Genomic DNA, 22963 nt, shown 5'->3' with positions numbered 1-22963 from the left:
AAAACAAGTCATGCCTGACCTTGTGAGGCAGCATATCGTGTCCGTTATGGTATCGGAACAACAATATTCATGGGAAAATATCCGGATGAGCACATATTCGTTGGTCGATCCAGAATTGCTGCCTCTCCTGACACGCTTCCCCGCCGAGGACATGAGCGAGGAAACCCTCATTCAGGCCAGGCAGCAGTTCGTCGGGATAGCGGCCGCCCAGTGCGCGCAGTCAGAACATGATACCCTTGTGACAAAACATGAAATCCATGTCACCGGTTGCGATGGCAACACGATCCGTGCGGTGGTCTATGCCCCCGTGGGGGGACGGGCACGCAAACCGCTGCTCCTGCACTGCCATGGCGGGGGATATATGGTGGGCCTGCCGGAAATGAGCGAACTGCGAAATCGCGAATACAGCCATAAATACGATATCGTTGTGATTTCAGTCGATTATCGGCTTGCTCCCGAAACGCCTTTTCCAGGGGGGATCGAGGATTGCTATGCGGTGCTGCGGCATGCCGTGAGCCATGCCGGGCAGTTTGGCATTGATCCCGAATGTGTGGGGGTGTGCGGTGAAAGCGCGGGGGGCGGCCTGTCCGCGTCCCTCGCGCTGCTGGTCCGCGACCGGCAGGAAATGTCGCTGGCGTTCCAGATGCTGTTCTGCCCCATGCTGGATGACAGGACGGCGACGACCTCGGACCCGTCGCCCATGACGGGGGAATTTATCTGGACGCGCGCATCCAACCGTTTTGGATGGTCCTGCCTGCTGCCCCATGCGCCGGGCGGCAATGCCACCTCGCCCTATGCCGCTGCCGCGCGTGCGCGCTCGCTTGCCGGACTGGCGCCGGCATTCATGGCGATCGGGGCGCTGGACCTGTTCGTGGAGGAAACGACATCCTATGCGATGCGGTTGATACAGGCTGGCGTGCCTGTGGAACTGCATGTCTATCCCGGGGCCATGCATGCGTTTGAGATCCTTGGGGAATCAAGAATCTCCTGTCTGGCAAACGATATTGCCGGAAATGCCCTTGGGCGGTTTACCGACCGCCGTGGCGTGGCGGCAGGATGAGTGACGTATTCTAACGATATTTTGGCGCAAAATATCGTATCAATTACGAAATGACATGTTAAGTATATACACGACGAAATAGTTGCCATGTCTTGTTTGGCTGCTTTAGTTGCGGAATTTAATAAAAATCATGTTCCACATATAAAACAACGTAATATCTGGAGTATCCTGATGTCTTCGATCATTGCGTCTCGGACTTTGTTACTGGCTTCATCCGCCATGCTGTTCGTCGGGACTGAAGGAGCATGGGCAAAGGCTACCGGGAAAACTTCCGTCACGGGGCAGTCCAGCAAGACCGCTTCCCGCGCCGCGTCCCACCAGATGGCCCGGCCCGAAACCGGGGGCGTCAATGCCAGCCAGAGCCAGGCCGAACATATTTCCGTCACGGGCGGGATGTCATCGGCCAACGGGCGGATCAATACCACGCCGGGGGGCGGCATGATGATCGTGCAGGACGCCCCGAAGGCCCGCAGTGGCGTTTCAAAGGACTACATCGCCAAGCAGGCCCCGATGTCCAGCGCACAGAGCCTGGTCGCCGCGATGCCGGGTGTCGCCTATGCACGGACCGACCCGTTCGGGCTGAGCAGTGCGAGCATGACCATCCGTGGCCTGGACCAGACGGAAATCGGCTATCTGGTGGAAGGCATTCCACTGATGGACAGTATCTACCTGCAGCCGGACGCCCGTGTATCGCCCGACACCGAAAACCTTTCCTCCGTCCAGTTGAGCCAGGGATCGCCCGACATGTCGTCGCCTGCGTACTGGTCGGTCGGTGGCCAGATCGATGCGACACTGCGCGACCCTTCGCGCAAGGCCGGGGGATATGTCAGTTCCAGCTATGGGTCGTGGAAAAGCAAGCGTGAGTTCATACGCCTCGACAGTGGGGAAATCGGACATACCGGAATCCGTGTGTTTGGTTCATATTCCTACACATTTGGCGATAACTGGTTTGGGCCCGGTTCGTATGATCGCCATCATGTCGATGCAAAGGCGATCAAGGAATGGGGACATGGCAACAGTGTCGGCCTGACCCTGTTCTGGGGACAGTACCAGTCGTACCAGAGCGGGACGTCGCTGACATTGCAGGACTGGCGCGAGCATGGGACTTCGGCGCTGTATTACAGCCCCACCTACACGCCGGGTTCAGCCAATTTCTATGGCCTGCAGCGCCAGAACCTGTCCACATGGTCGCTGATTGCACCGATGAAGTTCAATCTTGGCCATCAGGTGAAGCTGAATGTGCGTCCCTATTTCATCGACTGGGGGGCGTATCACAATTATGGTGAATCCATCCCGCAGGATGGTGCCTATTTCGGCACGGAACCGGTGGGGCACATCAATACCCCCTATGCCGTCAATGGTTCGATCGTGACCGAAGCCATCGATCCCCTGTTCGAACATACGCTGGGTCTGACAAGCGATGTCAGTTGGACGCGGGGACATAACACCCTGCGCCTGGGGGATATGTACGCCTATCTCGACATGACGGAACAGATGGGGTTCGCGATTGCGGGGCCGCACGGTTTCCCGGCCAATGCCTGGGGCAGCACCGACATCATGACCCCGTATGGACAGTTGTCGGGATGGAACATTGCCTTTCGCCAGCAGACCAACAGCATCTGGCTTGATGATACGTACCGCGCCCTCGATGACCGCCTGACCCTTATGGTGGGCTTCAAGGAAGTCATGATAAGCCGTGTCGTGACCAACGACATTCCGGGGGCGAGCACCTACAAGAACGGGGGAAGCTATGCCGAACCCCTGCCGCAGGCCGCGATCAGTTACCGCATCACCCCGCATGACCAGATCTATGTCAACGGCACGACAAGTTTCAAGGCACCCGGAAAATCCGAAGCCTATATCGATATCTATGACCCGAACGCCAAGGGACTGATTGTGCAGGGGCATCCCCCCAATGAACGGGCCGAATACGCGATTGGCGAGGAAATCGGGTATCGCCATACCGGCCTGTTCAATGTCTCGGCCGCGCTGTTCAACTATAACATGACCAATCATCAGGTCGGATCGCAATCCTACGTGGACGGGACCTATGTTTCCGCGACAATCAATGTTGGTGGCGAAACATTGCGTGGCGCGCAGCTCGAACTGAGCATGCGTCCATGGCACCATTTCAGCCCGTATCTTTCGGGGTCCTACATCCATGCCACATTTGACAATAATTACCCCGTTTATGCAGCAGGACAGCCGACGCAATACCTGCCGACGGCAGGAAAGACTGCGGTCAATACGCCAACATTCACTGCGGCGGCGGGACTTGCCTATGATGACGGGACATATTTCGGCAACTTCAACCTCAATTATGTCGGCCGTCGCTATACGACCTTCATGAATGACGAAAGTGTCCCTGGCTATATCTGGACATCGATTACCGTTGGCTATCGCATGCATAATGTCTGGCGACTGAAGCGGCCGCAGTTGCAGCTTAATTTCCAGAACATTGGCAACAACATATATTTTGCGGACGCCAGTGGCGTGACGTCTAATGCACATGCACAGCGGAGCATGAGTGGTACAACCGTCAGTGGTACCGCACCACAATATACCATGGGTGGGGGATTCGCCCTGATCGGCACGATTTCGACCGGGTTCTAGGTATATTGTTACGATAGAGAAAGGAACGGCACATGAAGCGGACTGGTTTCTTCACGGATGAGCGGTGTTTCTGGCATGTGACCAAACCGCATATCGGTCCCCTGGCGATTGGCGGATGGGTGCAGCCTTCCGCCGGGTCGGGCACGGCGGAATCCCCGGACAGCAAGCGGCGCCTGAAGAATCTTGTCGATTTTTCCGGCCTTTCGGGCCGCCTGCAAAATCGCGGCGCCCGGGCCGCGACCAGGGAGGACCTGCTGCGGGTCCATCCGGCCTCCTATCTTGAACGTTTCAGGGCGATGAGCGAGGCCGACGGTGGCGAATTCGCCGCCGATACCCAGGCGAGTTTCAGCAAGGGCAGCTACGATTTCGCGTGTGTCTCATCGGGACTGGCGATTGCCGCCGTCGATGCCGTCATGCGTGGCGAACTGGATAACGCCTATGCGCTGTGCCGTCCCCCGGGGCATCACTGCCTTCCTGACATGCCGATGGGGTTCTGCTTCCTTGCGAATATTCCCATTGCGATCAGGGCGGCGCAGGCGGCGCATGGCCTCCGTCGTGTCGCGGTGGTGGATTGGGACGTGCACCACGGCAACGGGACGGAGGCGATTTTCTATGACTCTGCCGATGTGCTGACCATCTCCATCCATCAGGAAAACTGCTATCCGCCCGGCAGTGGCGGGGTGGAGCGACGCGGTGAAGGGGCCGGCGAAGGCCATAACCTCAATGTCCCGCTGCTGCCCGGCGGAGGGCACGAGGCCTATGTCGGGGCGATGGAGCGGATCGTGATGCCCGCGCTCCTGCGCTACCAGCCGGAACTGATCATCATCGCCTGCGGGTATGATGCGGGGGCGTTCGATCCGCTGGCGCGCATGATGCTGGGCAGCAATACATACCGCTACCTTATCGGCTGCATGATGAAGATTGCAGATGCCTGTTGCGGCGGCCGCCTGGTCGCCATGCATGAGGGCGGATATTCCGAAGCCTATGTCCCGTTCTGTGGCCATGCGCTGCTGGAAACGCTGGCGGATACCACCAGCGACGTGGTCGATCCCGTCGCGCCCTTTATCGCGATGCAGCAGCCAGGCGCACGCTTCGTCGCATTCCAGAACATGCTTCTTGATGAGCAGGCGCAGGCAGCGGGGCTGAAGACATGACAGTAACGCTGTCCGCGGCGGATCAGGCGCTTCTTGTCCGCCGAAGGCGTGTCCTTGGTGCGCATGCCCCCCTCTTTTACGACACGCCCCTGCATATCGTGCGCGGGCAGGGGGTCTGGCTGGAGGATGCCGAGGGGCGCCGGTATCTGGATGTCTACAACAATGTCGCGCATGTCGGTCATGCCCATCCCCGGGTGGTCGCGGCCATTGCGGAACAGGCGGCGACACTGAACACGCATACCCGTTACCTGCACGAACGTGTGGTCGAGTATGCGGAGCAACTGCTTGCAACGGTCGATGCCCCCCTGTCAGTGGCCCAGTTCTGCTGCACCGGGACGGAGGCCAACGAACTCGCCCTGCGCATGGCCCGCTTCGGCAGCGGCAGCCAGGGGGTCATCGTCAGCGATTTCAGTTATCACGGCAATTCGGCGACGCTGGCGGCGCTGACGACCGGCCTGCCCGCGCCGGAAAGCCTTGCGCCATGGGTGCGGACATTACGGATCCCCGATACGGTGGGTGTTCCTCAGGAACGGCATGCAGCGATTCTGGATCAGGCGCTTGCGGAACTTGATGCCGCGATCGCCTCACTGCAGGACGCGGGATACGGTGTCGCCGCCCTGCTGGTGGATACCATCTTTTCAACAGAGGGGCTGGTCGAACCGCCTTCGGGCTATCTCCGTGGCGTGGCGCAGAGAATCCGGGCCGCCGGTGGCTATGTGATCGGTGATGAGGTCCAGCCGGGGTTCGGGCGCATGGGGGATGCCATGTGGGGGTATCATTCCCATGGCATCGTGCCGGATTTCATGACCATGGGGAAACCGATGGCCAATGGCCATCCGGTGGCCGGTGTCATTACCCGGGGGGATATCCTTGAGGATTTCGGGGAGCACGCGCTTTATTTCAATACTTTTGGCGGCAATCCCGTCTCCGCCGCCGCGGGACTGGCGGTACTGGACGTCATACGTGACGGGGGGCTGCTTGAACATAGCCGCATGATGGGGGCGAATATCCGCTCCGGGCTTGGGGACATGGCGCGGCGGCATCCGGCCATCGGCAGCGTGCGGGGACGCGGCCTGTTCTTCGGTCTGGAAATTGTCCGGCCTGATGGGACGCCCGATGCCGCGCGGACGCGACGCATCGTGAACCGCATGCGGGAGGAAGGCGTGCTGCTGAGCCGGACGGGACGGGATGATAACGTGCTGAAGATGCGGCCGGCGCTGGTCTTTGACCAGGCCTGCGCGGATCTGCTGCTCGAGACGCTCGATCAGGTTGTGGGGGAGGGATGATGGCCGTGCCCGTGCCTGATTTCTATACGGCCTCGGTCGCGGAGCAATCGCATCGGTTGCGGGACATGGCATGTCGCGCCGCCGTGCTGTGGCCCGGACGCTGGCAGGTGGAGCGGCTGCTGAAATATCGCGAAAATGCGGTATTCGCCCTGTCATCGGCCACGGATGGACGCGTGGTGCTGCGTATACATCGCCCGGGATACCATCAGGTCGCGGCCCTGAAGTCGGAACTGGTCTGGATGCAGGCCCTGTCGGAAGCGGGATTCTGCGTCCCGGTGCTGCGCACGGGGCACGATGGCGGGGTGCTTCAGGTGGTGGAGGCCCCCGGGATCCCCGAACCACGCTTCGTTGACATGCAGGACCACATGCCCGGCGTGCCGGTCAGCGAAGTGACCGACATCCGCACCCTGGAAAAAATATATGTGGATATCGGGCGCCAGCTTGCGGCGATGCACGCGCATTCGATGCGCTGGGTCGCGCCGGAGGGGTTCCATCGCCCGTCGTGGGATAGTGATGGGCTGATCGGCCAAAGCCCCCTGTGGGGCGATTTCCGGCAACTGCCCGCACTCAGCGGCAATGACGCCCGGCGCGTGGCCGAGGCCGTGGCGCAGGCCGAAAGGGACCTTCGGGAATTTGGGGACGGGCGCGACAGGTTCGGGATGATCCATGCGGACGGCATTGCGGACAATATCCTTTATGATCCGCATGCTGGCCCGCGGCTGATCGATTTTGACGACTGCGGTCATGGCTGGTTTCTGTTCGATCTTGCAACGTGTCTGTTTTTTCATGAAGATCATCCCGGATACCCGGTTATTTCGGAGTCATTTCTTGGATCCTACGCACAGGCGGGAAAGCTGGATGCCTCCATGCGCAGGGCCATGCCGTTATTCATGTTTCTTCGTGCCCTGACCTATCTGGGGTGGGTGCATACCCGGGCAGAAACCGGGACCGCCCGTGAAATGACATCATTTTTCGTGGAACGCGCTGCCCGTCTGGCAGACAGTTATCTGAAAGGTCGGCCGACATCGTTCGGCGCCGGCATATCCTGACAGGAGAAAGCAATGACCCGTGTCACGCCTGCTGTCCCGTCTCTCCAGATTGCCGCGATTGTCGCCCTGTCCGCGGTGGGTGCGATCATGCCCCTTGGCGCACCGGCCATGGCAGGCGTGCTGATGAAGGATTTCAACCTGTCACCGGTACAGGCAGGGACATATTTCACCATAGAACTCGGGTGCGGAAGCCTTGCAAGCCTGCCGGCCCTGTGGTGGCTGCCGCGTGTCTCGATGCGCCGGGCGCTTTATGCGGCAGTCGTGCTCTATATCCTTGCCAATGTCGCGTCGTACATGACGCATGATTACCATGTGCTGCTGCTCTGCCGGGCGATCGGTTCCCTTGGCATGGGGACAATCATGGTGCTGACCATGACGCTGGCGGGACATATGGCCCGCAAGGAATTCGTGTTCGGCCTGTGGGTAGCGGGCCAACTGCTGCTCAGCGCCATCGTGATCATGCTGTTTCCGTGGCTGGACGTGCATGGAGGGATCGGGGCGATTTACCTTTCCGTTGCGTTCCTGATGCTGCTTGCCGGGCTGCTGGCACCTGCCTTTCCCGATATCCCGGTGCCGGAACGCACGAAACCGACGACGATATTGCAGGCAGGATCGCGCACCGGATCGGTCATGCGGATCATGGGGGTCCTGCTTTTCTATCTTGCGATTGGCGGGATATGGACCTTCATGGAACGGATCGGGGGGCAGGCCAACCCGAACCCGGTAGGGGTTGACGCGGCGCTGGCCATTGCCGCCCTGTTCGGGATTGCCGGGGGCATGACGGCATCATTCGCCAGCATGCGCCTCAAGGGGGCGGGCCGCCTGATGCTGGGTGGCTACGCCGTGCTGGCGGTCTCTCTGTGCATGCTGCTCAACGCCCCGGCATCCGCACGTTTTGTCATGGCGGCCGTACTGTTCAAGTTCGCATGGACATTTACGGTGCCCTTTGTCCTTGGGCGGGTGGCGCAGGCCAATGCGTCACGCCTGACCATGGCGCTTGTCAATCTGACGATTGGCGGGGGATTTGCGTTTGGCCCCCCAATTTCCGGTTATGTCATCGAGGCCGCTGGCATGACCCCGCTTCTGCTGCTGGCCGGTGCGGCGCTGATCGTCTCGTTCCTCTTCATCTGTAATCCGGCGATGCAGGGGCGCAGGCAGGAGTACACGGCCTAGTTCCCTGGACTTCCCTGAGAGATGGAAAGGCGATGGCACGATGATTTCACCAGGCAAAGGACATGTGGTGCGAAGGAGGGGACGTCCCGCGGCGCAACCCGTACCGGCAAAGGCGGGGCATATGCCTGCTGGTCGCCTGCCGTCGGGCCTTCGCCGTTCGGACATGCAGTTCATCCGTGCCTCCGTCCTGACACCCATTTTGAACTATCTGCGCAATGAGGAGGAAATACTTCAGCGTGTAATGCTCCGTCACTTCAATTCGGATGTGAAATGCATTGATTCCTATGACCTCATACCGCTTCATACCTATGTCAGGTTTCTGGAGGGCATTGCGAAGGAACTGAAGACCGAACATTTCGGCCTGAAAATGGGACAGTCATCGGAGGCGGAGGAAATCCTTGGCCCGGTCGGCCTGCTGTTCAGCAGGGCGCCGACACTGCGTGTCGCGTTCAGGCAGATGATGCGCTACATCAACACATGGCAGACCGCGACGCATACCGCGCTGATCTGTGAAAATGAATATGCCGCCATGGAATACCAGATCGTGGACCGCACGATCTGGCCACGCAGGCAGGATGCGGAGTTCAGCATTTCCGCAACCTGCAAGATCATCCGTGACATGATGCAGCATCAGTGGCGGCCGGTGGAGATCTGTTTCGAGCATGCGCCGCCGGAAAACCCGAAAATCTGGCATGACATCCTGCGATGTCCCGTAAGGTTCAATCAGGGAAGCAATCGCATCGTCTTCTGGGCCGCAGACCTTGATCGCAGGATCCGTGGGCATGATCCGGGGTTCCTGAAATACATGGAACGCCACGCCGAAGATCTCGTGATCGGGCAGAACCGCAACTCCGTCGTTGAGCAGGTGGAATGGTATGTCGAACAGCACCTGTCGAGCGAAGACCTCAGCATCGTAAGCATTGCGCGCGCCTTTGGCCTTTCGGTCCGTTCGCTGCAAAGGCGCATGGCGGACAGTGGCGTCAACATGCGTGAACTGATCAAGGGCAAACGCCTGACGATGGCTGCGACGCTGATCCTGAATGGTGACATGCCCTTCAGTTCCGTGGCGCAGATCGTGGGCTACAGCGATTCAACAACCTTATGGCGTGCCTTTCGCGCCTGGAGCGGCGTCTGTCCAAGCGCCTTCACCGTTGCGGACATGGAGCGTCTGCAGGGGGAGGCTGAGGCGCATGGGTCCATGCATGGGGACATAACCTATGAAGAAAATATTTCTCCCGATACGAATTTTTGATGATCACGGCAGGAAGATTTTCGAAAATTCCCTGTTCTGCCTGATGATCTGCGATGTTTTTGTATCCACCATCATGCTGATGGAAACCGTCTCGTGCATGGCGGGCATGGATGACATGGATGGCATGGACATGGGGGAAACCGCCGCGGCCGACTGGATATCCCCATTCCTGCAGATGAAGTTGACCTATGCCGCCATGCTCGTCGTGGGGATGCTGGCCTTGAGCATCGGCATCAGGACAGGGCGGACCGGGTGCGCCATCAGGATCCTGACGCATCTGAGCGGAATGGTCGTGCTGATGCTCCTTGGCGCGCTTCTTGTCGCGCCTGTGCTGGGACTGTCCTCGATGGTCGCCATGTGGCTGACGATGGCCTGCGGCATGGCGCTGTCCTACGCCATTATGGTCGGCAGGCAGTGCAGATCGTGAAATCCATTCCTGTCTGTCAGGACGTGAGGTCTGCATGACATCCGGATCAGATACGCGCATGTCACGGCGCACCGTGACGCAGGCGGCCTGTGCATGGATCGGCCTGAACATGGCTGGCGGTGGCAGGGCAGGGGCGGCTTCGGTTTCGCCGCGACCGAACATTGTCTTCATAATGGCGGATGACATGGGCTATGCCGATGCCGGCTGTTATGACAATCCTGTGATCCGTACCCCCGCGATCGACCGGCTTGCGGCCGGAGGTGTCATGCTGACGCGGGCCTATGCCAATTCCGCCGTCTGTTCGGCGACACGCACCGCCCTCATGACGGGACGGTATCAGGACCGTCTGGCCTGCGGTCTGGAAGAACCGATCGCCACCTATGACATCGGCCTGCCACCCGGTGAACCCACATGGATCAGGCAACTGGCTGCCGCGGGATACTGGACGGCGCTGGTTGGCAAATGGCATCTGGGTGGCCTGCCGCATTATGGCCCGCGAAAAAGTGGCTACAGGCATTTCTATGGTATTTCCGGTGGGGCGGCAGATTATTTCACCCATCAATTGATCCCCGGGACAGACCAGTTTTATCAGGACGAGGCGCGTATCCATGACAAAGGATACCTGACGACGCTGCTGGGTAATCATACGCTTTCCCTGATTGCCGCACGCGCGCGCGATCAGCAGCCTTTTGCCATCAGCCTGCATTTCAATGCCCCGCACTGGCCATGGGAAGGGCCACAGGACGAGGCCGAGTCACAACGGCTGGCGCATGCCAGCAGGGAGGCGTCAGGCGGCCTTGCCGATTACGATGGCGGCAGTCTGGAGACGTATGCGGCGATGGTCGGGGCGATGGACAGCCAGATCGGGCGTGTGCTCGATGCGCTGGAACATCATGGGATGGCCGACAATACCATAGTTGTCTTTACAAGTGACAATGGGGGGGAACGATACGCCGATACCTATCCCTTCACGGGCATGAAGACGGAACTTATGGAAGGGGGACTTCGCGTGCCCGCCATCATACGCTGGCCCGCGCGCCTGCCGCCCCGGCGCGAGGATGAACAGGTCGTTGTGACGATGGATTGGGTGCCGACCCTGCTGGCGGCGGCGGGAACGGCCATGCCTGCGGATTACCCACCCGATGGGCAGGATCTTATGGCGCAGATGGCAGGGCAGGCCGCAGCGGTCCCGCGCAACCTGTTCTGGCGGTATCATGCGCAGCAACAGCGCGCGCATCTGCAGGGTGATTACAAATATCTGGAAATTCGCGGCAATGAATATCTGTTCAATGTCCGCCATGACCCGAAAGAACGGGCAAACCTGAAGCAGCGCGACCCGGAGCGTTTTGAACGGATGCGCGCGCAATGGCTGGCATGGAACCGTACGATGCTGCCATTTACCCCGGGTAACTACACCGGCAGTCCGCATGGCCGCTATTATGTCGATCATTATGGACTGGAAGATGACGGACTGGGCACGGGCTAGGGGCGTATCCCCGAAAAGCCCTGTCCCTGTTCCCGGAGGCCGGTCGCGATCCCACCCCGGACCGGGGCAGGACGCCACGGGCGCCTGTCATGCGCCCTGATCCATGAAGGCGGCAGGCCCGGTGTTCCCGGGCCTGCCATGTGGTTTATGGTTTTGACGGTGTCATCAGGGTCTGCGCGAAAAAGTGCGTCATCCACAGATATCCCTGCAACCAGTCCTGGGTGCGCAGGAAGGCATGGCGTTCACCGGGGAAGACGTGGTCCTCGTAAGGGACACCCTGCGCGGTCAGCATGCGTGCCAGCAGCGTGGACTGTTCGAACTCCACATTACGGTCATCATCGCCATGCACCAGCAGGACGGGCGCGCGCCAGTGCCCGATATCCGCGATGGGGGAAGACCGCCATTCCTGTTCGTGTGCGTCACGGTTCTGCTGCGGTGACAGGCCCGGATGGTCGGGTTCGGTCATGTCGTGGACACCGTGGAAATCCACCCCGGCGGCAAAGATGTCGCTGTTGCGCGCCAGCGCCAGTCCCGTCAGGTATCCGCCCCAACTGCCGCCCCAGATCCCGATCCTGTGGACATCCACATCGTCGCGTTTCTGCAGGTAGGCCGCTGCCGCCTGCACGTCGCGATATTCGCTGGCCCCGGCGCGCCCGGTTTCCGGCGCATTGCGGAAGGCCTCGCCATAGCCCGAACCGCTGCGGTAATTCACCGACAGCACCACATATCCCTGTGACGCCAGCGTCTGGTTCATCAGGTAGGCATTGGAATAATACCCCATCGCGTTGAACGCAGGCAGCATCTGGCGTTCCGGCCCGCCATGGACAAACAGCAGCGCCGGATGCCGGTGGGCCGCATCATCGGGTGGCGTGAAAAGCTGTCCATGCAGGTCAAGCCCGTCGGCACTGCGGAAACGCACGCTCTGCGGCGTGACGAAGGAGATGCCCGACGGCAGCGCGGGTGTGACAGGGGTCATGGCCTGCCCGTTTTCCAGGACAACGGGATGCGCCGTCTGTGTCACGCCGGTCGCCATGACGGCAATGCCGGGACCCGCCGTGACGAGGGTGGAGATCTCGTCATTGCCCGGCGTCAGCGCGACGGCGTCCCCACCGCCCGCAACGGGCCGCGACCAGGCCCGCCACTGGTCCAGGTCGCCGGAGTTGGAAGTATAGAACAGGGTTTTTCCATCCTGAGACAACTGGTAGGCCGAAACTTCCGCACCGTCGGGTGTCAGGCATTCCGGCTCACCCTGTCCTGTCATCGGCAGGGCGCAGATGCGCATCCATCCGCTGCCTTCCCACGGGAACAGCAGCCTGCCATCGGCCGCCCAGTACGGGACGGAGCCTTCTGGCGTCGCAAACCGCGATCCCTTGCCCGCCGGCGCGGCCCAGACGGCATGTTCCGTCCCGGAGTTGAGGTCATGGACATGCACGGACCAGAACCGTCCCTTCTGCGGGTCCGTCCCCAGGATCGGGTCCTGCGTGCGGAAGAACGCCACCGATTTCCCGTCGGGGGAGAAAACCGGCTGCCGGTCGTTCGACAGGCCCGGCGGGATGAAGGTCAGGCTGTTCGCCTTCGCCCCCACATCCCACAGCGCGATGACCCCATGCGACCCGCGATCGATTTCCGCCGCGATGTGCCGCCCGTCAGGTGACCAGCGCAGCCCGGTGATGGAACCCGGCGTGGTAAAGGCGGCAGCAGGCATGGCCCCCGTGTGCGCGATCATCAGCGTGCCGCCACGGCTGAAGGCCAGGAATGTCCCATCGGGGGAGAATGCGGGCGAATGGCCTTCGCCCATGACGGTCTCGCGCCCCGACGGCCCGATCAGGTGGACCGTTTCCTTGCCCGCGAAGGTCGCCTGTCCCGCGTTGGGCGGCGCGTCGTTCGGATATTCGGGATCGCCGCCCTCGACAAAGGCAAGGCTGCGCCCGTCGGGCGTCAGGGCCAGGCCCCACAGGTCGGTGCCGTCATCGCGCGTGTAATGGGTGATGCGGCGCGGGGCCTGCCCATGGTCGGATACCATGATGTTGCGCACGCCCGCGCGGCGTTCCACCCATGCGATGCGCGGGGCCTGCGCCGCCCCGGCCAGCCCGTTGGCGTAAGGCATCGCCAGCAGGGAGGACAGGCGTTGTTCCAGTGACGTATCACCCGGTGTCGCATCGCCGCCGGGGGCCGCCAGCGCGGAGGACGCCAGCAGCGCACTGCCCAGCAGGCCAAGGCCCGTCCGGCGCAGCAGGAAGGATATGTGAGGCATCAGGGTACGGCTCCGGCAAGGGTCGTGAAAATCTGTTCCTCCACCCGTGTGAAGGAAGAATAGGCACCCGGCGTTATGGCGTTCTCATCGGGGTAACCGTCCGCGGCGAACACGAACGCGTCCCCGTTGGCGGTTTCGTACCAGAACCCCGAATGCAGCCCGTAGGCATCGCCAAGATGCCCGCGCAGCCCCCCGTGATAGCCACGATAGGGTGCGCTCGGCCGTCCGTTCGGGTCAGGCTGCCCCGTCAACTGGATCATGCCCAGCCCATAGCTGGCGATGGGATAGGGGCAGGTCCCGTCATGACCGTCATACCGCCATGTCGGCGTTTCCATCTGCTGCACACTGTGCGCGGACAGCAGGCGCGTGCCGTCAAGCGTCCCGCCCTGCTGCATGAAGCGCGCCAGACGGGCAAGGCCGGCAACGGACACCCGCAGGCCGCCCTGCGGCGAAAACGCGGTACCGTTGGAGCCGATGACATAGGAAGCAAGCTGCGCAGGCGACCATCCCTTGGGCGGTTGCGTATCGACCTGCGGCACATAACCCGACGGCATGTCGCGATACAGCGTCGCCAGCCGGTCGGGATGGCGCAGCTCCGCGATGTTGTAGCCACCATCAATGCCCAGCGGCCCCAGCACATGCGCCTGCTGGTAACGGTCGAAACGCTCCCCGCTGACCCGTTCGATGATGGTGCCGATCAGGCCGTAGCACAGGTTGCAGTATTCGAACCACGTCCCCGGCGGGTGCCCCGCGCCATGCGCGAAATGGTAATCCGGCTGTCCCACGCGATGGGCCGGGCCGAACAGGTCCGCCACCTTCTGCTCCGGCGGCAGGGTATAGCGGTCGGCATCCACGATGGTCGAGGTATGGTTGAGCAGCATCCGCACCGTGATCGGCTGATCCGCGAAATCCGGGTTGCGCAGGCGAAAGCCGAGATAGTCCGAGGCATCCGCATCCAGCGACACCCGCCCCCGTTCCACCAGTTCCATCAGCCCGATCGTCGTCACCAGCTTGGAGACCGAGGCAATGCGGAACAGCGTATCCGGCCCGGCCGGTACGCTGGCGTTATCGGTGCGGCGCGCAAACCCGCCGTGGTAGCTGTAGGCGACACGTCCCCTGTGCAGCCGCATGGCGACGATCGCCGCCAGCGGGCGCGACTCCCCCTGTGTCAGGATGGCGTCCATGGCCGTGTCCGTGGGGTTGGAGGCCGGTGTCGCCGCGACAGCGGGGGCGATGAATCCCAGCCCCAGCGCGCATATCGCGGCAAGGATGCCATTCTGCCTCATGGTGTGGCCCCCGGCTGCAGGCTGGTGCGCCGGACCGCTGCGGCCCGGACACGGTGGGCGGAGAAGGGCAGGGGCTGCATTTTCCCCCTGAGCCAGTCAGCCATGAAATCCGCGTAATGGGGTGAGCGCGGATCGCCGCTCTGTCCGGGGAAGTTCAGAAAGACCGAATTGTCCCATTTGCCCACGTCGCAGACCATCAGGTAACTCGCCCCGCCCGTGGCGACATAGGGATCATGCCCCTTCGACAGGGGATTGTACCACCGCGCCATGACGGTATAGGAATCCCCCCCCGTGCCGGTCCGCGCGCCGCCAAGTTTGGGGAACTGCGCCGCCACGCCGGGCGCATGCGCCAGCGGGTGCTCCAGCGTGATGGTATGCAGCGTCCCCCACCGCCATGCCGCCATGACCGGACCAAGGCGTTCGCGCAGTTCCGCCTTCGCCGCGCGCAGGGCCTCCACCAGCATGGCGTCGCGCGCCCTGGCCGGGTCCGCGCCGAAACGGGCGTCGGGTGTGTGCAGCAGCGTCTTTTGCACCGTGGCGTTGATGGGACCGGGCAGCAGGTCATGCAGGTCCGCGGGGATCAGCAGCGCATGCAGCGCGCGTTCCAGCCGCGACCACCAGACTTCGTAAAGGGCCGCCGCCGCGCTGTCGGCCTGCACCCGGCCATCCCAGCGATGCAGCAGCGCCGCCGCGTCCGCGACATCGGGCGGCACATCGCCCAGCAGCGCGACCATGTCCAGCGCAAGCTGGGAGAACGTGTCATGCTGCAACGCCGCGCAGTCCGCGATGGTCGCGCGTGGCGTCGTCTCCAGCACATGGGCGACGCGGTTGTAGCGGAAGCGGTCGCGCCATTCGAAGCTGACGCGGCGTTCCTGCGCGGGATAGCCGGGGGGCAGGTTCATTTCATTGGACGTGCCGAACCAGCCACAGGCGGGATTGAAGGTCGAGGGCAGCATCTCCAGCGGCTGCAGCCCCTTCCAGTCGTAGCGCCCGTCGCCCGGCACAGGCAGCAGCCCGTCATGCCCGTCCACGCGCGACGGCAGCCCGCCCGCCGCCTGCCAGCCGATATTGCCCGCCGTGTCGGCATAGGTGAAGTTGGTCGGACTGGTATGGACGCGCAGCGCCTCGCGGAAGCTGTCCCAGTCATGGGCAAGGTTCAGGCCGATATTGACCAGAAGCCCGTTCGCCCCCGGATACAGCCATGTCGCGCTGACCGCCGTTGCGCGGCGGCGCGCGGGGTCGGCGGACACGACCGGCCCCTGCGCCGCGTAACGCAGCACGACGTCGCGCCCCGCCTCCCCGCGTACCGCGATGTGGGTGGAGACGGTTTCCATCTGTTTCCATGCGCCATCATGGAAATAACGGTCGGGATGGGACGGGTGGGTGCGCAGGATGAACAGGTCTTCCTGGTCGATGTGGAAATTCGTCCGGCCAAAGGCGATATGCGCATTGTGGCCCTGCATCACGCCGGGCATCCCCGCCGTGCCGCCGCCAATGACATCCAGGCCCGGCGCGCTGAGGTGGATGACATAACGCGGCCCCGGCACGCCAAAGCCCAGGTGCGGGTCATTGGCAAGGATGGGGCGCCCCGTCGCCGTGCGCGTGGGCGCGACAACCCAGGCGTTGCTGCCGGAATTGGTGCGCCGGTGTTCCGTGTCCCCTGCATCGCGCACGCGCCCCAGCGGAAGCGACGCCTGCAGCACGTCGAACAGGCCGAGGTCGGCTGCCGATACCGCATGGACATCAAGGCCGTTGGGCACGCGCAGGTCATGCGCCGGTTCCAGCGGGGTGGTCAGCGTGTCGTAGGACAGGCCCCCACGCGCGGCGAGGCGGGCGCGGCGGATTTCCGCGCGCGTGTTGCCCGTGACCTCGGCCCGCACGCGGATCAGGTCCAGCACGTCCCACGCCATCGGCGCATAGTCGAAGATCGTGAATTCGGGGGGCAGCAGGTCGGGATTGGCCCGTGCCTGCGCCAGACGCGCGTTGATCCCCGCCACATAGGCCCGCGCGCAGTCCTGAACCTGCGCAGGGAAGCGCGCCAGTTCGGCGGCCGCGTCACCCCGGAACAGGAACAGCCGGTTGGCCGTGTCAGAGGGCACGAAGTCCGGGCCGAAGACTTCGGCCAGGTGGCCCAGTGCCTGCCGGTGGCCGAAATCCAGTTCCCACAGGCGGTCGCGCGCCACAAGGTAGCCGTTGGCGAAGAACGCGTCGGCAATGCTGCCCGCGCGGACATGGGGCACGCCCCAGTGGTCCTCCAGCACCTCCACCGGGGCCGACAGCCCCTCCAGCCCCGCGACCACGGTGCGGTGGCGCGCGGCGCGTGCCGTGGGGGACAGGGCGATGAGGCCGGCAGCAGCTGCCGCCCCGCCCAGCAGAACCTCGCGACGGCTGCACCCGATGTTGCGCATGTTGCGGTTTCCTTATGTCGCGTCGGTCAGGGAGGCGGCGGCCGTGCCGCGTACGAGGTCACGGATCCGCAGTGCCGAGCCCACCGACAGCGTGAAGCCAAGTGCGCCCTGCCCGACATTGAACAGCAGGTTGGGATAGCGTGTGCGTGCGATGATCGGCACCCCGCTGGGCGTGGCCGGGCGCAGGCCCGCCCATGGCCGCGCGGTGTCATACGGCCCGGCCTGCGGCAGCGTTTCCGACGCAAGCGCACGCAGTCGCGCGATGCGGTGGGGGTTTATGCTGGCGTCACGCGCGCCGATATCGACCATTGCCGCAATGCGCAGCGCATCGCCAAGGCGGGCATAGACCACGCGGTTGTCGTAATCGGTGACGCTGACATCGGGCATGGTCCCGGCGGGGGAATTCGCCGTCAGGCTGTAGCCCTTGAGCCCGTAAAGCGGCAGGTCGAAGCCAAGCGGGCGCGCCATCTGCCGCGATCCCACGCCTGCGGCCAGCACGACAAGGTCGGTATCGTGCGCCCGGCCATCGACCATCACGTCGCACCGCCCGTTCGCGCCCGCGCCCAGGCTGGCCTGCCCGCGCAGCAGCGTAAAGGAGGGCATGGCCGTCATGGCGTCACGCAGCGACAGGCAGAAGCGATAACAGTCCGCCACCTCGTCCGCGGGCGAGAAGATGCCCCCCGCAAGCTTCGGCGCAAGGGCGGCGAAGGCCGGTTCCACGCGCGCGCATTCCGTGGGGGAGAGGACCTGCTCCAGTTCCGGGTTGCTGACGCCCGCCGCAGCCTTGCGGAATTTCGCGGCGTTGCGATAGACCACCAGCTTGCCCGGCTGCCGCCACAGGAAATCCTTCAGCCCCTCACTGCGCCAGCGGCCCAGTTCATCCTGGCTGCGCAGGGCGAGTTGCAGCAGCACCCTGCTGTTGCGGGCGTTGGTGGTGCTGTTGCACGCCCGCAGGAACGCCAGCATCCAGCGCCACTGGTGCGGGTCGGCGCGCAGGCGCAGCGAGATGGGGGACCCCGCCTGCAGCAGCCATGACAGGCTTTCACGCGGAACCCCCGCATCCGCCAGGGGATGGACATAACGATAGCTCAACTGCCCGCCATTGGCGAAACTGGCTTCCTCCCCCACGTCGCCATGCCGTTCGAGAAGCGTGACCGCATGCCCGTCGCGCAGCAGCGCGTAGGCCGTCGCCAGTCCCGTGACGCCGCCACCGATGACCGTGATATTGCGTTGTGCCGGCATCGACCCTAGTCCCCTGTCCTCACCATGTATTACGTGATGGTAATGTTTTCATGACGTTATTTCGACCTGAAAACCTAGGAACAGATATCTTCGCAGGCCAGAGTAAAAACGCTGCCTTCCCATAACCCATGGTTAAGGGGAGTGGGGGGCTGCATCCTGTGGACAGGTATCATGGGCGATCCGGGTGATGACGCGCCCGCCTTCGAGCAGCAGTTCATGCGGGTAAAAGGCGCATGGCCCGTCGTGATGGCTGATGCTGATGATGGTTGTGCGTGGCAGCGCGGCAAGCAGGGCCGCATGGACGCGCCGCGTATTGTCCGCATCAAGGGCGGAGGTCGCCTCGTCCATGAAAAGCAGGCCCGGGCGTTGCAGCAGCACCCGTGCGATGGCAATGCGCTGTGCCTCCCCGGGGGAGAGGACGGCGTCCCATTGCGCCGTCTCGTCAAGGCGCGCGACATGGCGGTCGAGGTTGACGGTACGCAGGACCGCCGCATACCGGACGTCCTCATGGCTGTCTGCCGCGCGGGGATAGGCCAGCACCGCGCGCAGGCTGCCGGGCGGGAGGTAGGCGCGTTGCGGCAGGAACATGCTGTCGCCGATATCAAGGGCGATGGTGCCATGCCCATGTTCCCACAGCCCTGCGATGGCGCGCAGCAGGGTGCTCTTGCCGCTGCCTGATGCACCGCGCACCAGCCAGCGTTCCCCCCCGCCGACATGGAGTGCGGGGATCTGCACAAGGCGGCCGCCATCGGGCCGGTCCAGCACAAGGTCATGGATGTCGAGGCCGGGGGCCTGCGTGTCGATGCGGGTGATGCGTGTCCGGGAAGGCTGGCGGACGGTGCGTTCGAATTCATGCAGGCGCTGCAGGACCGAACGCAGGGTGGCGAGGTCGGTATAGTTGTTCATGAACCATTGCAGGCTACGCCGGACCTGCATGAACGCCGCGTTGATGCGCGAATATTCCCCAAACGTCAGGGCATGGGCGGCAAGCCTCGGCAGAAGCAGCACCCACAGGATGATCGACGCGGTGCCATTGAACAGGTCGCCCACGAAATTCGCCCGCCATGTATAGGTCACGACGCTGCGCCAGTTATGGGCGATAGTGCGCAGGTTGTGCGAAAGGCGCAGCTTTTCCGCGTCCTCCCCCCGGCAAAAGGCGATCTGTTCGGAATTGCGCCGGATATCCAGCAGGTCCGCGCGCAGGTCCGCATCGAAATGCTGCTGCCGGTAATCGGCCTCCACCAGTGGACTGCCCAGTCTTTCCATGACCACCGACGCGCCAAGCGTCGCAAGCACGGTGCCCAGCAGCAGGTAGCCCGAGACATGGATGTGATGGCCCAGGCAGTTAAAGTTGATGCTGCCGCCGATGTCCCACAGCACGATGGAAAATGACAGCAGCGTGGTCACGGCCTGGATGCCGTCAAGGCCCATGCGCAGGCTCAGCACCGTCATCTGCGACAGGTCATCGGCAATGCGCTGGTCGGGGTTGTCGCCCGTCGCCGCGCCATGTTCCATCCGGTAATACGCGGTATGGGACAGGTACTGCCGCAGGTAGACCCGCGTGTTCCACAGGCGCCAGCGCATCGACAGCACCTGCGTCAGGTACGTCTGCAGCACATAACAGCCGCTGGAGAGGATGCAGACCCCGATATAGGCCGGCAGCAGCCACAGGCAGGTTTCCACCCGGTAGGCGAACATGGCGTCGAAGAAATGCTGGTTCCACCGGCCGAACCAGACGGCCGTGCGGACATAGACGAACGACAGCCCCACGATCGTGGCCAGCATCGCCAGCGGCACCCATTTTTCGCGTGAGCGCCAGTAGGGCAGCAGCACCGCCCAGTCGGACAGGGAATGGCGGATGGAGTGGCGGGCAGGGGGATCAGTACGTCGCACGCAGGGTCGCCATGAAGTTGCGGGGGGCGGCGGGGAAATTGAACTGCCACACGCCGCTGGCCCGTTCGTAATAATAACGGTTGGTCAGGTTGTTGGCATTGATCTGCACGCGCAGGTGCCGGTTGATGACATAGCCCATGACACTGTCGATGGTCATGTATCCGCCCTGCACCGTGGTGGGATAGCCGCCGCGCAGGTTGCTGCTGGCGTCGATGCCGGCCCCGAGGCTCAGCCCCTTCAGGCGGCCTGCGGGCAGGGTGTAATGCACCCACGACTTGAACATGTGATGCGGCGAATACGCCCCCCCGAAATCCGCCGAGGACGGGTTGGAGAGTTTCGTGTCAAGGTAGGTATAGCCGATCGAGACGCTGAGGTTGGGCAGGATCTCCCCATCCATCTGCGCCTCCCATCCCTGTCGGCGGATGGGGCCGGTAGTGATGTAGAAACCGACATGTTCGGGGTCCGACAGAGGCTGGTTGACGCTTTCCATGCGAAACAGCGCGGTCGAGACATTGAGGCGGCCGTGGAAATACTCCCCCTTGAACCCGGTCTCCACCTGGTTGCCAAGTTGTGGTGCAAGCCCGCCGCCGCGATAGCGCATGTCACCCACCGACGGGGTGAAGATGCTGGCGTAACTGGCGTACCACGACAGGTTCGGGGTGATCTGGTACACCGTGCCAAGGTAGGGCGTCAGTTGGGCATGGATATCGGACTGCGTCGCCCACGCCCCGCGTGGGGAGGGGGCGGCATCGCGTTCATGTTCGTAAAAGCGCGAGATGCGCCCGCCCAGCACCAGCGAAAGGTTCCGTACGGGTTGCAGCCGCAACTGCCCGTAAAACCCCCACTGCCAGGCATCGTCGTCGCTGCCCTCGGCCCCGCCGGAAGAGCGGGCGTAGCTGATGCTGCCGGGGGCGGGGGCCGGCACGGTGGCGGTGTTGTTGATGCTGACATTGTCATAAACGCCGCTGCCGGTGATGTCGGGATAGGCCACGTACTGGTCATATGAATTGTAATTGAAGCCGACCAGCAGGTGATGCGTGTGGTGGAACAGGCGGAACGCACCCGTGGCGTAGATATCGGCCGAGCGTGAAGAATTGGTGCCCTTCTGCGCGGAAATGCCCTGGTCCTCGTAGGTGAGCAGGCCGCTTTTCGCATCAATGGTCGTCCATGGCTCGTTATAGAGCATGTTGTAGCTCTGGTCATAGAACGTCCCGCGCGCCGTCAGCGTCCAGTCCCGCCCGATCTTCTGCGACAGCGACACGGCGGTCTGCTGCGTCATGTAATTGCTGTAGCCCCATGGCTGCGACGGGTTGGCCGACCGGCCGCCATACCACAGCGTCCTGTCCGTCGTGACCGGCAGCCCGAAATAGGGCGCGGTGATGTCCTGCTGCTGCGCCGCGTGGGAGACGAGGAAGGTCGTCGTGGGCGTGATGTCCCATTCCAGCGCGCCATAGGCCTGCCATTTGCGCGAATGGGAATAGCGGTAGAAATAACGGTTGTCCTCGAACAGGTCGGCGGTGCGAAAGCGCAGCGTCCCCGAACGGTTGAGCGGGGTGCTGAGGTCGATGTCCGCACGGTAATGGTCGAAGCTGCCGATGCCTGCCGCGCCACTGAGGGCGAAGTCGCGGCCGGGCTTCTTCGTCACCTCGTTGACCACGCCGCCCGCGCCGCCCGCCCCCTGCAGCAGGCCCGCCGCGCCGCGCAGGACCTCGATCCGGTCATACATCGACAGGTCGAACGTGGCGTTGTTGAGCGTGCCCGCCGCGTTGGGCGTACCATCGAGCGATGTCGTCAACTGGTAGCCGCGGGAGTAGAAATTCGAACTCGCGCTCGATCCCGGCAGCACGCGGATGCCGTTCACCTGCCGCATCGCGTCCGTCATCGTCAGCATGTTGGAATCCTGCATCCGTTCCTGCGTGATGACGGAAATGGAATGCGGCACGTCCTTCAGCGCCGCGCCGGATTTGGCCCACATGTCGGTCGCGGGCACCGTATAGGACCCACGGTTGGCCCGGACCTCGATCGTCTCGGGCGCGTGCGCGGTGGCGTCGGGCCCGGGCTGTGCTTTTGTGGTGGCATGGGGGGCATGCCTGCCCGTGGTGGCCACCGGCGGGGCAGGGTGGCGGGTGCGGTGCGGGACCGCACCGGCAGGGGGTGCGATCAGGCATCCGCACAGGACGATCCCGACAGGCGGGAACGCCTTGGAAAAACGCGACATGGGTTGCGATCCTGAACTGACATGAAACCAGCCAGCAGGACAGGTGCGCGATCACGTGTTTCCCGCACCATCAGGCAGGTGGGGGATGTCGCGCGGGGCGGGGCCTGTAGTCCATGCTGGCGCCAGGGTTCACGCAGCAGGGGGCGGCCCGCGGGAGGGAGG

The 22963-nt window shown here is 63.1% G+C and carries 15 protein-coding genes; 9 read left to right on the top strand and 6 right to left on the bottom strand.

Annotation, left to right across the window (positions count from 1 at the left end; translation table 11 throughout):
- Nucleotides 1–85 precede the first annotated feature (85 nt).
- The 9 genes from HNH97_RS11290 to HNH97_RS11250 all read left to right on the top strand — a co-directional run bounded on the left by HNH97_RS11290 (nucleotide 86) and on the right by HNH97_RS11250 (nucleotide 11500).
- A complete protein-coding gene (locus HNH97_RS11290) occupies nucleotides 86–1060 on the top strand; it encodes an alpha/beta hydrolase (RefSeq protein WP_171790949.1) in 975 nt (324 codons plus the stop codon).
- 219 nt (nucleotides 1061–1279) lie between these two features.
- Nucleotides 1280–3673, top strand: coding sequence for a TonB-dependent receptor (locus HNH97_RS11285; protein WP_244949406.1), 2394 nt, complete (start codon nucleotides 1280–1282; stop codon nucleotides 3671–3673).
- Between the two features lie 32 nt (nucleotides 3674–3705).
- On the top strand, nucleotides 3706–4827 hold the full coding sequence (locus HNH97_RS11280) for a class II histone deacetylase (protein WP_171790947.1): 1122 nt from the start codon (nucleotides 3706–3708) through the stop codon (nucleotides 4825–4827).
- Nucleotides 4824–6113, top strand: a complete 1290-nt coding sequence (locus HNH97_RS11275) for an aspartate aminotransferase family protein (RefSeq protein WP_171790946.1) — start codon at nucleotides 4824–4826, stop codon at nucleotides 6111–6113. Before HNH97_RS11280 ends, HNH97_RS11275 begins: the two co-directional genes overlap by 4 nt.
- Complete coding sequence (locus HNH97_RS11270; RefSeq protein ID WP_171790945.1) at nucleotides 6110–7162, top strand: phosphotransferase enzyme family protein; 1053 nt, start codon at nucleotides 6110–6112, stop codon at nucleotides 7160–7162. Before HNH97_RS11275 ends, HNH97_RS11270 begins: the two co-directional genes overlap by 4 nt.
- Nucleotides 7163–7174: 12 nt before the next feature.
- Complete coding sequence (locus HNH97_RS11265; protein WP_171790944.1) at nucleotides 7175–8335, top strand: MFS transporter; 1161 nt, start codon at nucleotides 7175–7177, stop codon at nucleotides 8333–8335.
- 121 nt (nucleotides 8336–8456) lie between these two features.
- Nucleotides 8457–9587, top strand: a complete 1131-nt coding sequence (locus tag HNH97_RS11260; RefSeq protein ID WP_167400394.1) for an AraC family transcriptional regulator — start codon at nucleotides 8457–8459, stop codon at nucleotides 9585–9587.
- A gap of 43 nt (nucleotides 9588–9630) precedes the next feature.
- The gene (locus HNH97_RS11255) at nucleotides 9631–10014 is read left to right on the top strand and encodes a hypothetical protein (protein ID WP_171790943.1); all 384 of its coding nucleotides are present in this window, start codon (nucleotides 9631–9633) and stop codon (nucleotides 10012–10014) included.
- A 34-nt stretch (nucleotides 10015–10048) separates the two neighbouring features.
- The gene (locus HNH97_RS11250) at nucleotides 10049–11500 is read left to right on the top strand and encodes a sulfatase family protein (RefSeq protein ID WP_171790942.1); all 1452 of its coding nucleotides are present in this window, start codon (nucleotides 10049–10051) and stop codon (nucleotides 11498–11500) included.
- A 145-nt stretch (nucleotides 11501–11645) separates the two neighbouring features.
- Here HNH97_RS11250 and HNH97_RS11245 read toward each other — a convergent pair whose 3' ends face one another.
- From HNH97_RS11245 to HNH97_RS11220, 6 genes are all read right to left on the bottom strand, one after another.
- Nucleotides 11646–13754, bottom strand: coding sequence for a S9 family peptidase (locus HNH97_RS11245; RefSeq protein WP_244949405.1), 2109 nt, complete (start codon nucleotides 13752–13754; stop codon nucleotides 11646–11648).
- A complete protein-coding gene (locus HNH97_RS11240; RefSeq protein ID WP_171790941.1) occupies nucleotides 13754–15040 on the bottom strand; it encodes a serine hydrolase domain-containing protein in 1287 nt (428 codons plus the stop codon). Before HNH97_RS11240 ends, HNH97_RS11245 begins: the two co-directional genes overlap by 1 nt.
- Entirely contained in the window at nucleotides 15037–17448 is a 2412-nt protein-coding gene (locus HNH97_RS11235) for a penicillin acylase family protein (protein WP_171790940.1), read from the bottom strand. The genes HNH97_RS11240 and HNH97_RS11235 overlap by 4 nt, the downstream gene beginning before the upstream one ends.
- Before the next feature lie 12 nt (nucleotides 17449–17460).
- Nucleotides 17461–18690, bottom strand: coding sequence for an FAD-dependent oxidoreductase (locus HNH97_RS11230; RefSeq protein WP_171790939.1), 1230 nt, complete (start codon nucleotides 18688–18690; stop codon nucleotides 17461–17463).
- A 132-nt stretch (nucleotides 18691–18822) separates the two neighbouring features.
- Nucleotides 18823–20583, bottom strand: a complete 1761-nt coding sequence (locus tag HNH97_RS11225) for an ABC transporter ATP-binding protein/permease (RefSeq protein ID WP_171790938.1) — start codon at nucleotides 20581–20583, stop codon at nucleotides 18823–18825.
- On the bottom strand, nucleotides 20570–22801 hold the full coding sequence (locus HNH97_RS11220; protein ID WP_244949404.1) for a TonB-dependent siderophore receptor: 2232 nt from the start codon (nucleotides 22799–22801) through the stop codon (nucleotides 20570–20572). The genes HNH97_RS11225 and HNH97_RS11220 overlap by 14 nt, the downstream gene beginning before the upstream one ends.
- Between the last annotated feature and the right edge of the window lie 162 nt (nucleotides 22802–22963).

The organism is Gluconacetobacter entanii (genome assembly GCF_013155425.1).
In the GTDB taxonomy this organism is placed as follows: domain Bacteria; phylum Pseudomonadota; class Alphaproteobacteria; order Acetobacterales; family Acetobacteraceae; genus Novacetimonas; species Novacetimonas entanii.
This window is presented reverse-complemented; position numbering and strand designations above follow the sequence as displayed.

Bases quoted from the DNA above. Each gene is read 5' to 3' on its own strand.
- HNH97_RS11290 (WP_171790949.1), top strand. From the start codon at position 86: ATGAGCACATATTCGTTGGTCGATCCAGAATTGCTGCCTCTCCTGACA.
- HNH97_RS11285 (WP_244949406.1), top strand. From the start codon at position 1,280: ATGCTGTTCGTCGGGACTGAAGGAGCATGGGCAAAGGCTACCGGGAAA.
- HNH97_RS11280 (WP_171790947.1), top strand. From the start codon at position 3,706: ATGAAGCGGACTGGTTTCTTCACGGATGAGCGGTGTTTCTGGCATGTG.
- HNH97_RS11275 (WP_171790946.1), top strand. From the start codon at position 4,824: ATGACAGTAACGCTGTCCGCGGCGGATCAGGCGCTTCTTGTCCGCCGA.
- HNH97_RS11270 (WP_171790945.1), top strand. From the start codon at position 6,110: ATGATGGCCGTGCCCGTGCCTGATTTCTATACGGCCTCGGTCGCGGAG.
- HNH97_RS11265 (WP_171790944.1), top strand. From the start codon at position 7,175: ATGACCCGTGTCACGCCTGCTGTCCCGTCTCTCCAGATTGCCGCGATT.
- HNH97_RS11260 (WP_167400394.1), top strand. From the start codon at position 8,457: ATGCCTGCTGGTCGCCTGCCGTCGGGCCTTCGCCGTTCGGACATGCAG.
- HNH97_RS11255 (WP_171790943.1), top strand. From the start codon at position 9,631: ATGATCTGCGATGTTTTTGTATCCACCATCATGCTGATGGAAACCGTC.
- HNH97_RS11250 (WP_171790942.1), top strand. From the start codon at position 10,049: ATGACATCCGGATCAGATACGCGCATGTCACGGCGCACCGTGACGCAG.
- HNH97_RS11245 (WP_244949405.1), bottom strand. From the start codon at position 13,754: ATGCCTCACATATCCTTCCTGCTGCGCCGGACGGGCCTTGGCCTGCTG.
- HNH97_RS11240 (WP_171790941.1), bottom strand. From the start codon at position 15,040: ATGAGGCAGAATGGCATCCTTGCCGCGATATGCGCGCTGGGGCTGGGA.
- HNH97_RS11235 (WP_171790940.1), bottom strand. From the start codon at position 17,448: ATGCGCAACATCGGGTGCAGCCGTCGCGAGGTTCTGCTGGGCGGGGCG.
- HNH97_RS11230 (WP_171790939.1), bottom strand. From the start codon at position 18,690: ATGCCGGCACAACGCAATATCACGGTCATCGGTGGCGGCGTCACGGGA.
- HNH97_RS11220 (WP_244949404.1), bottom strand. From the start codon at position 22,801: ATGTCGCGTTTTTCCAAGGCGTTCCCGCCTGTCGGGATCGTCCTGTGC.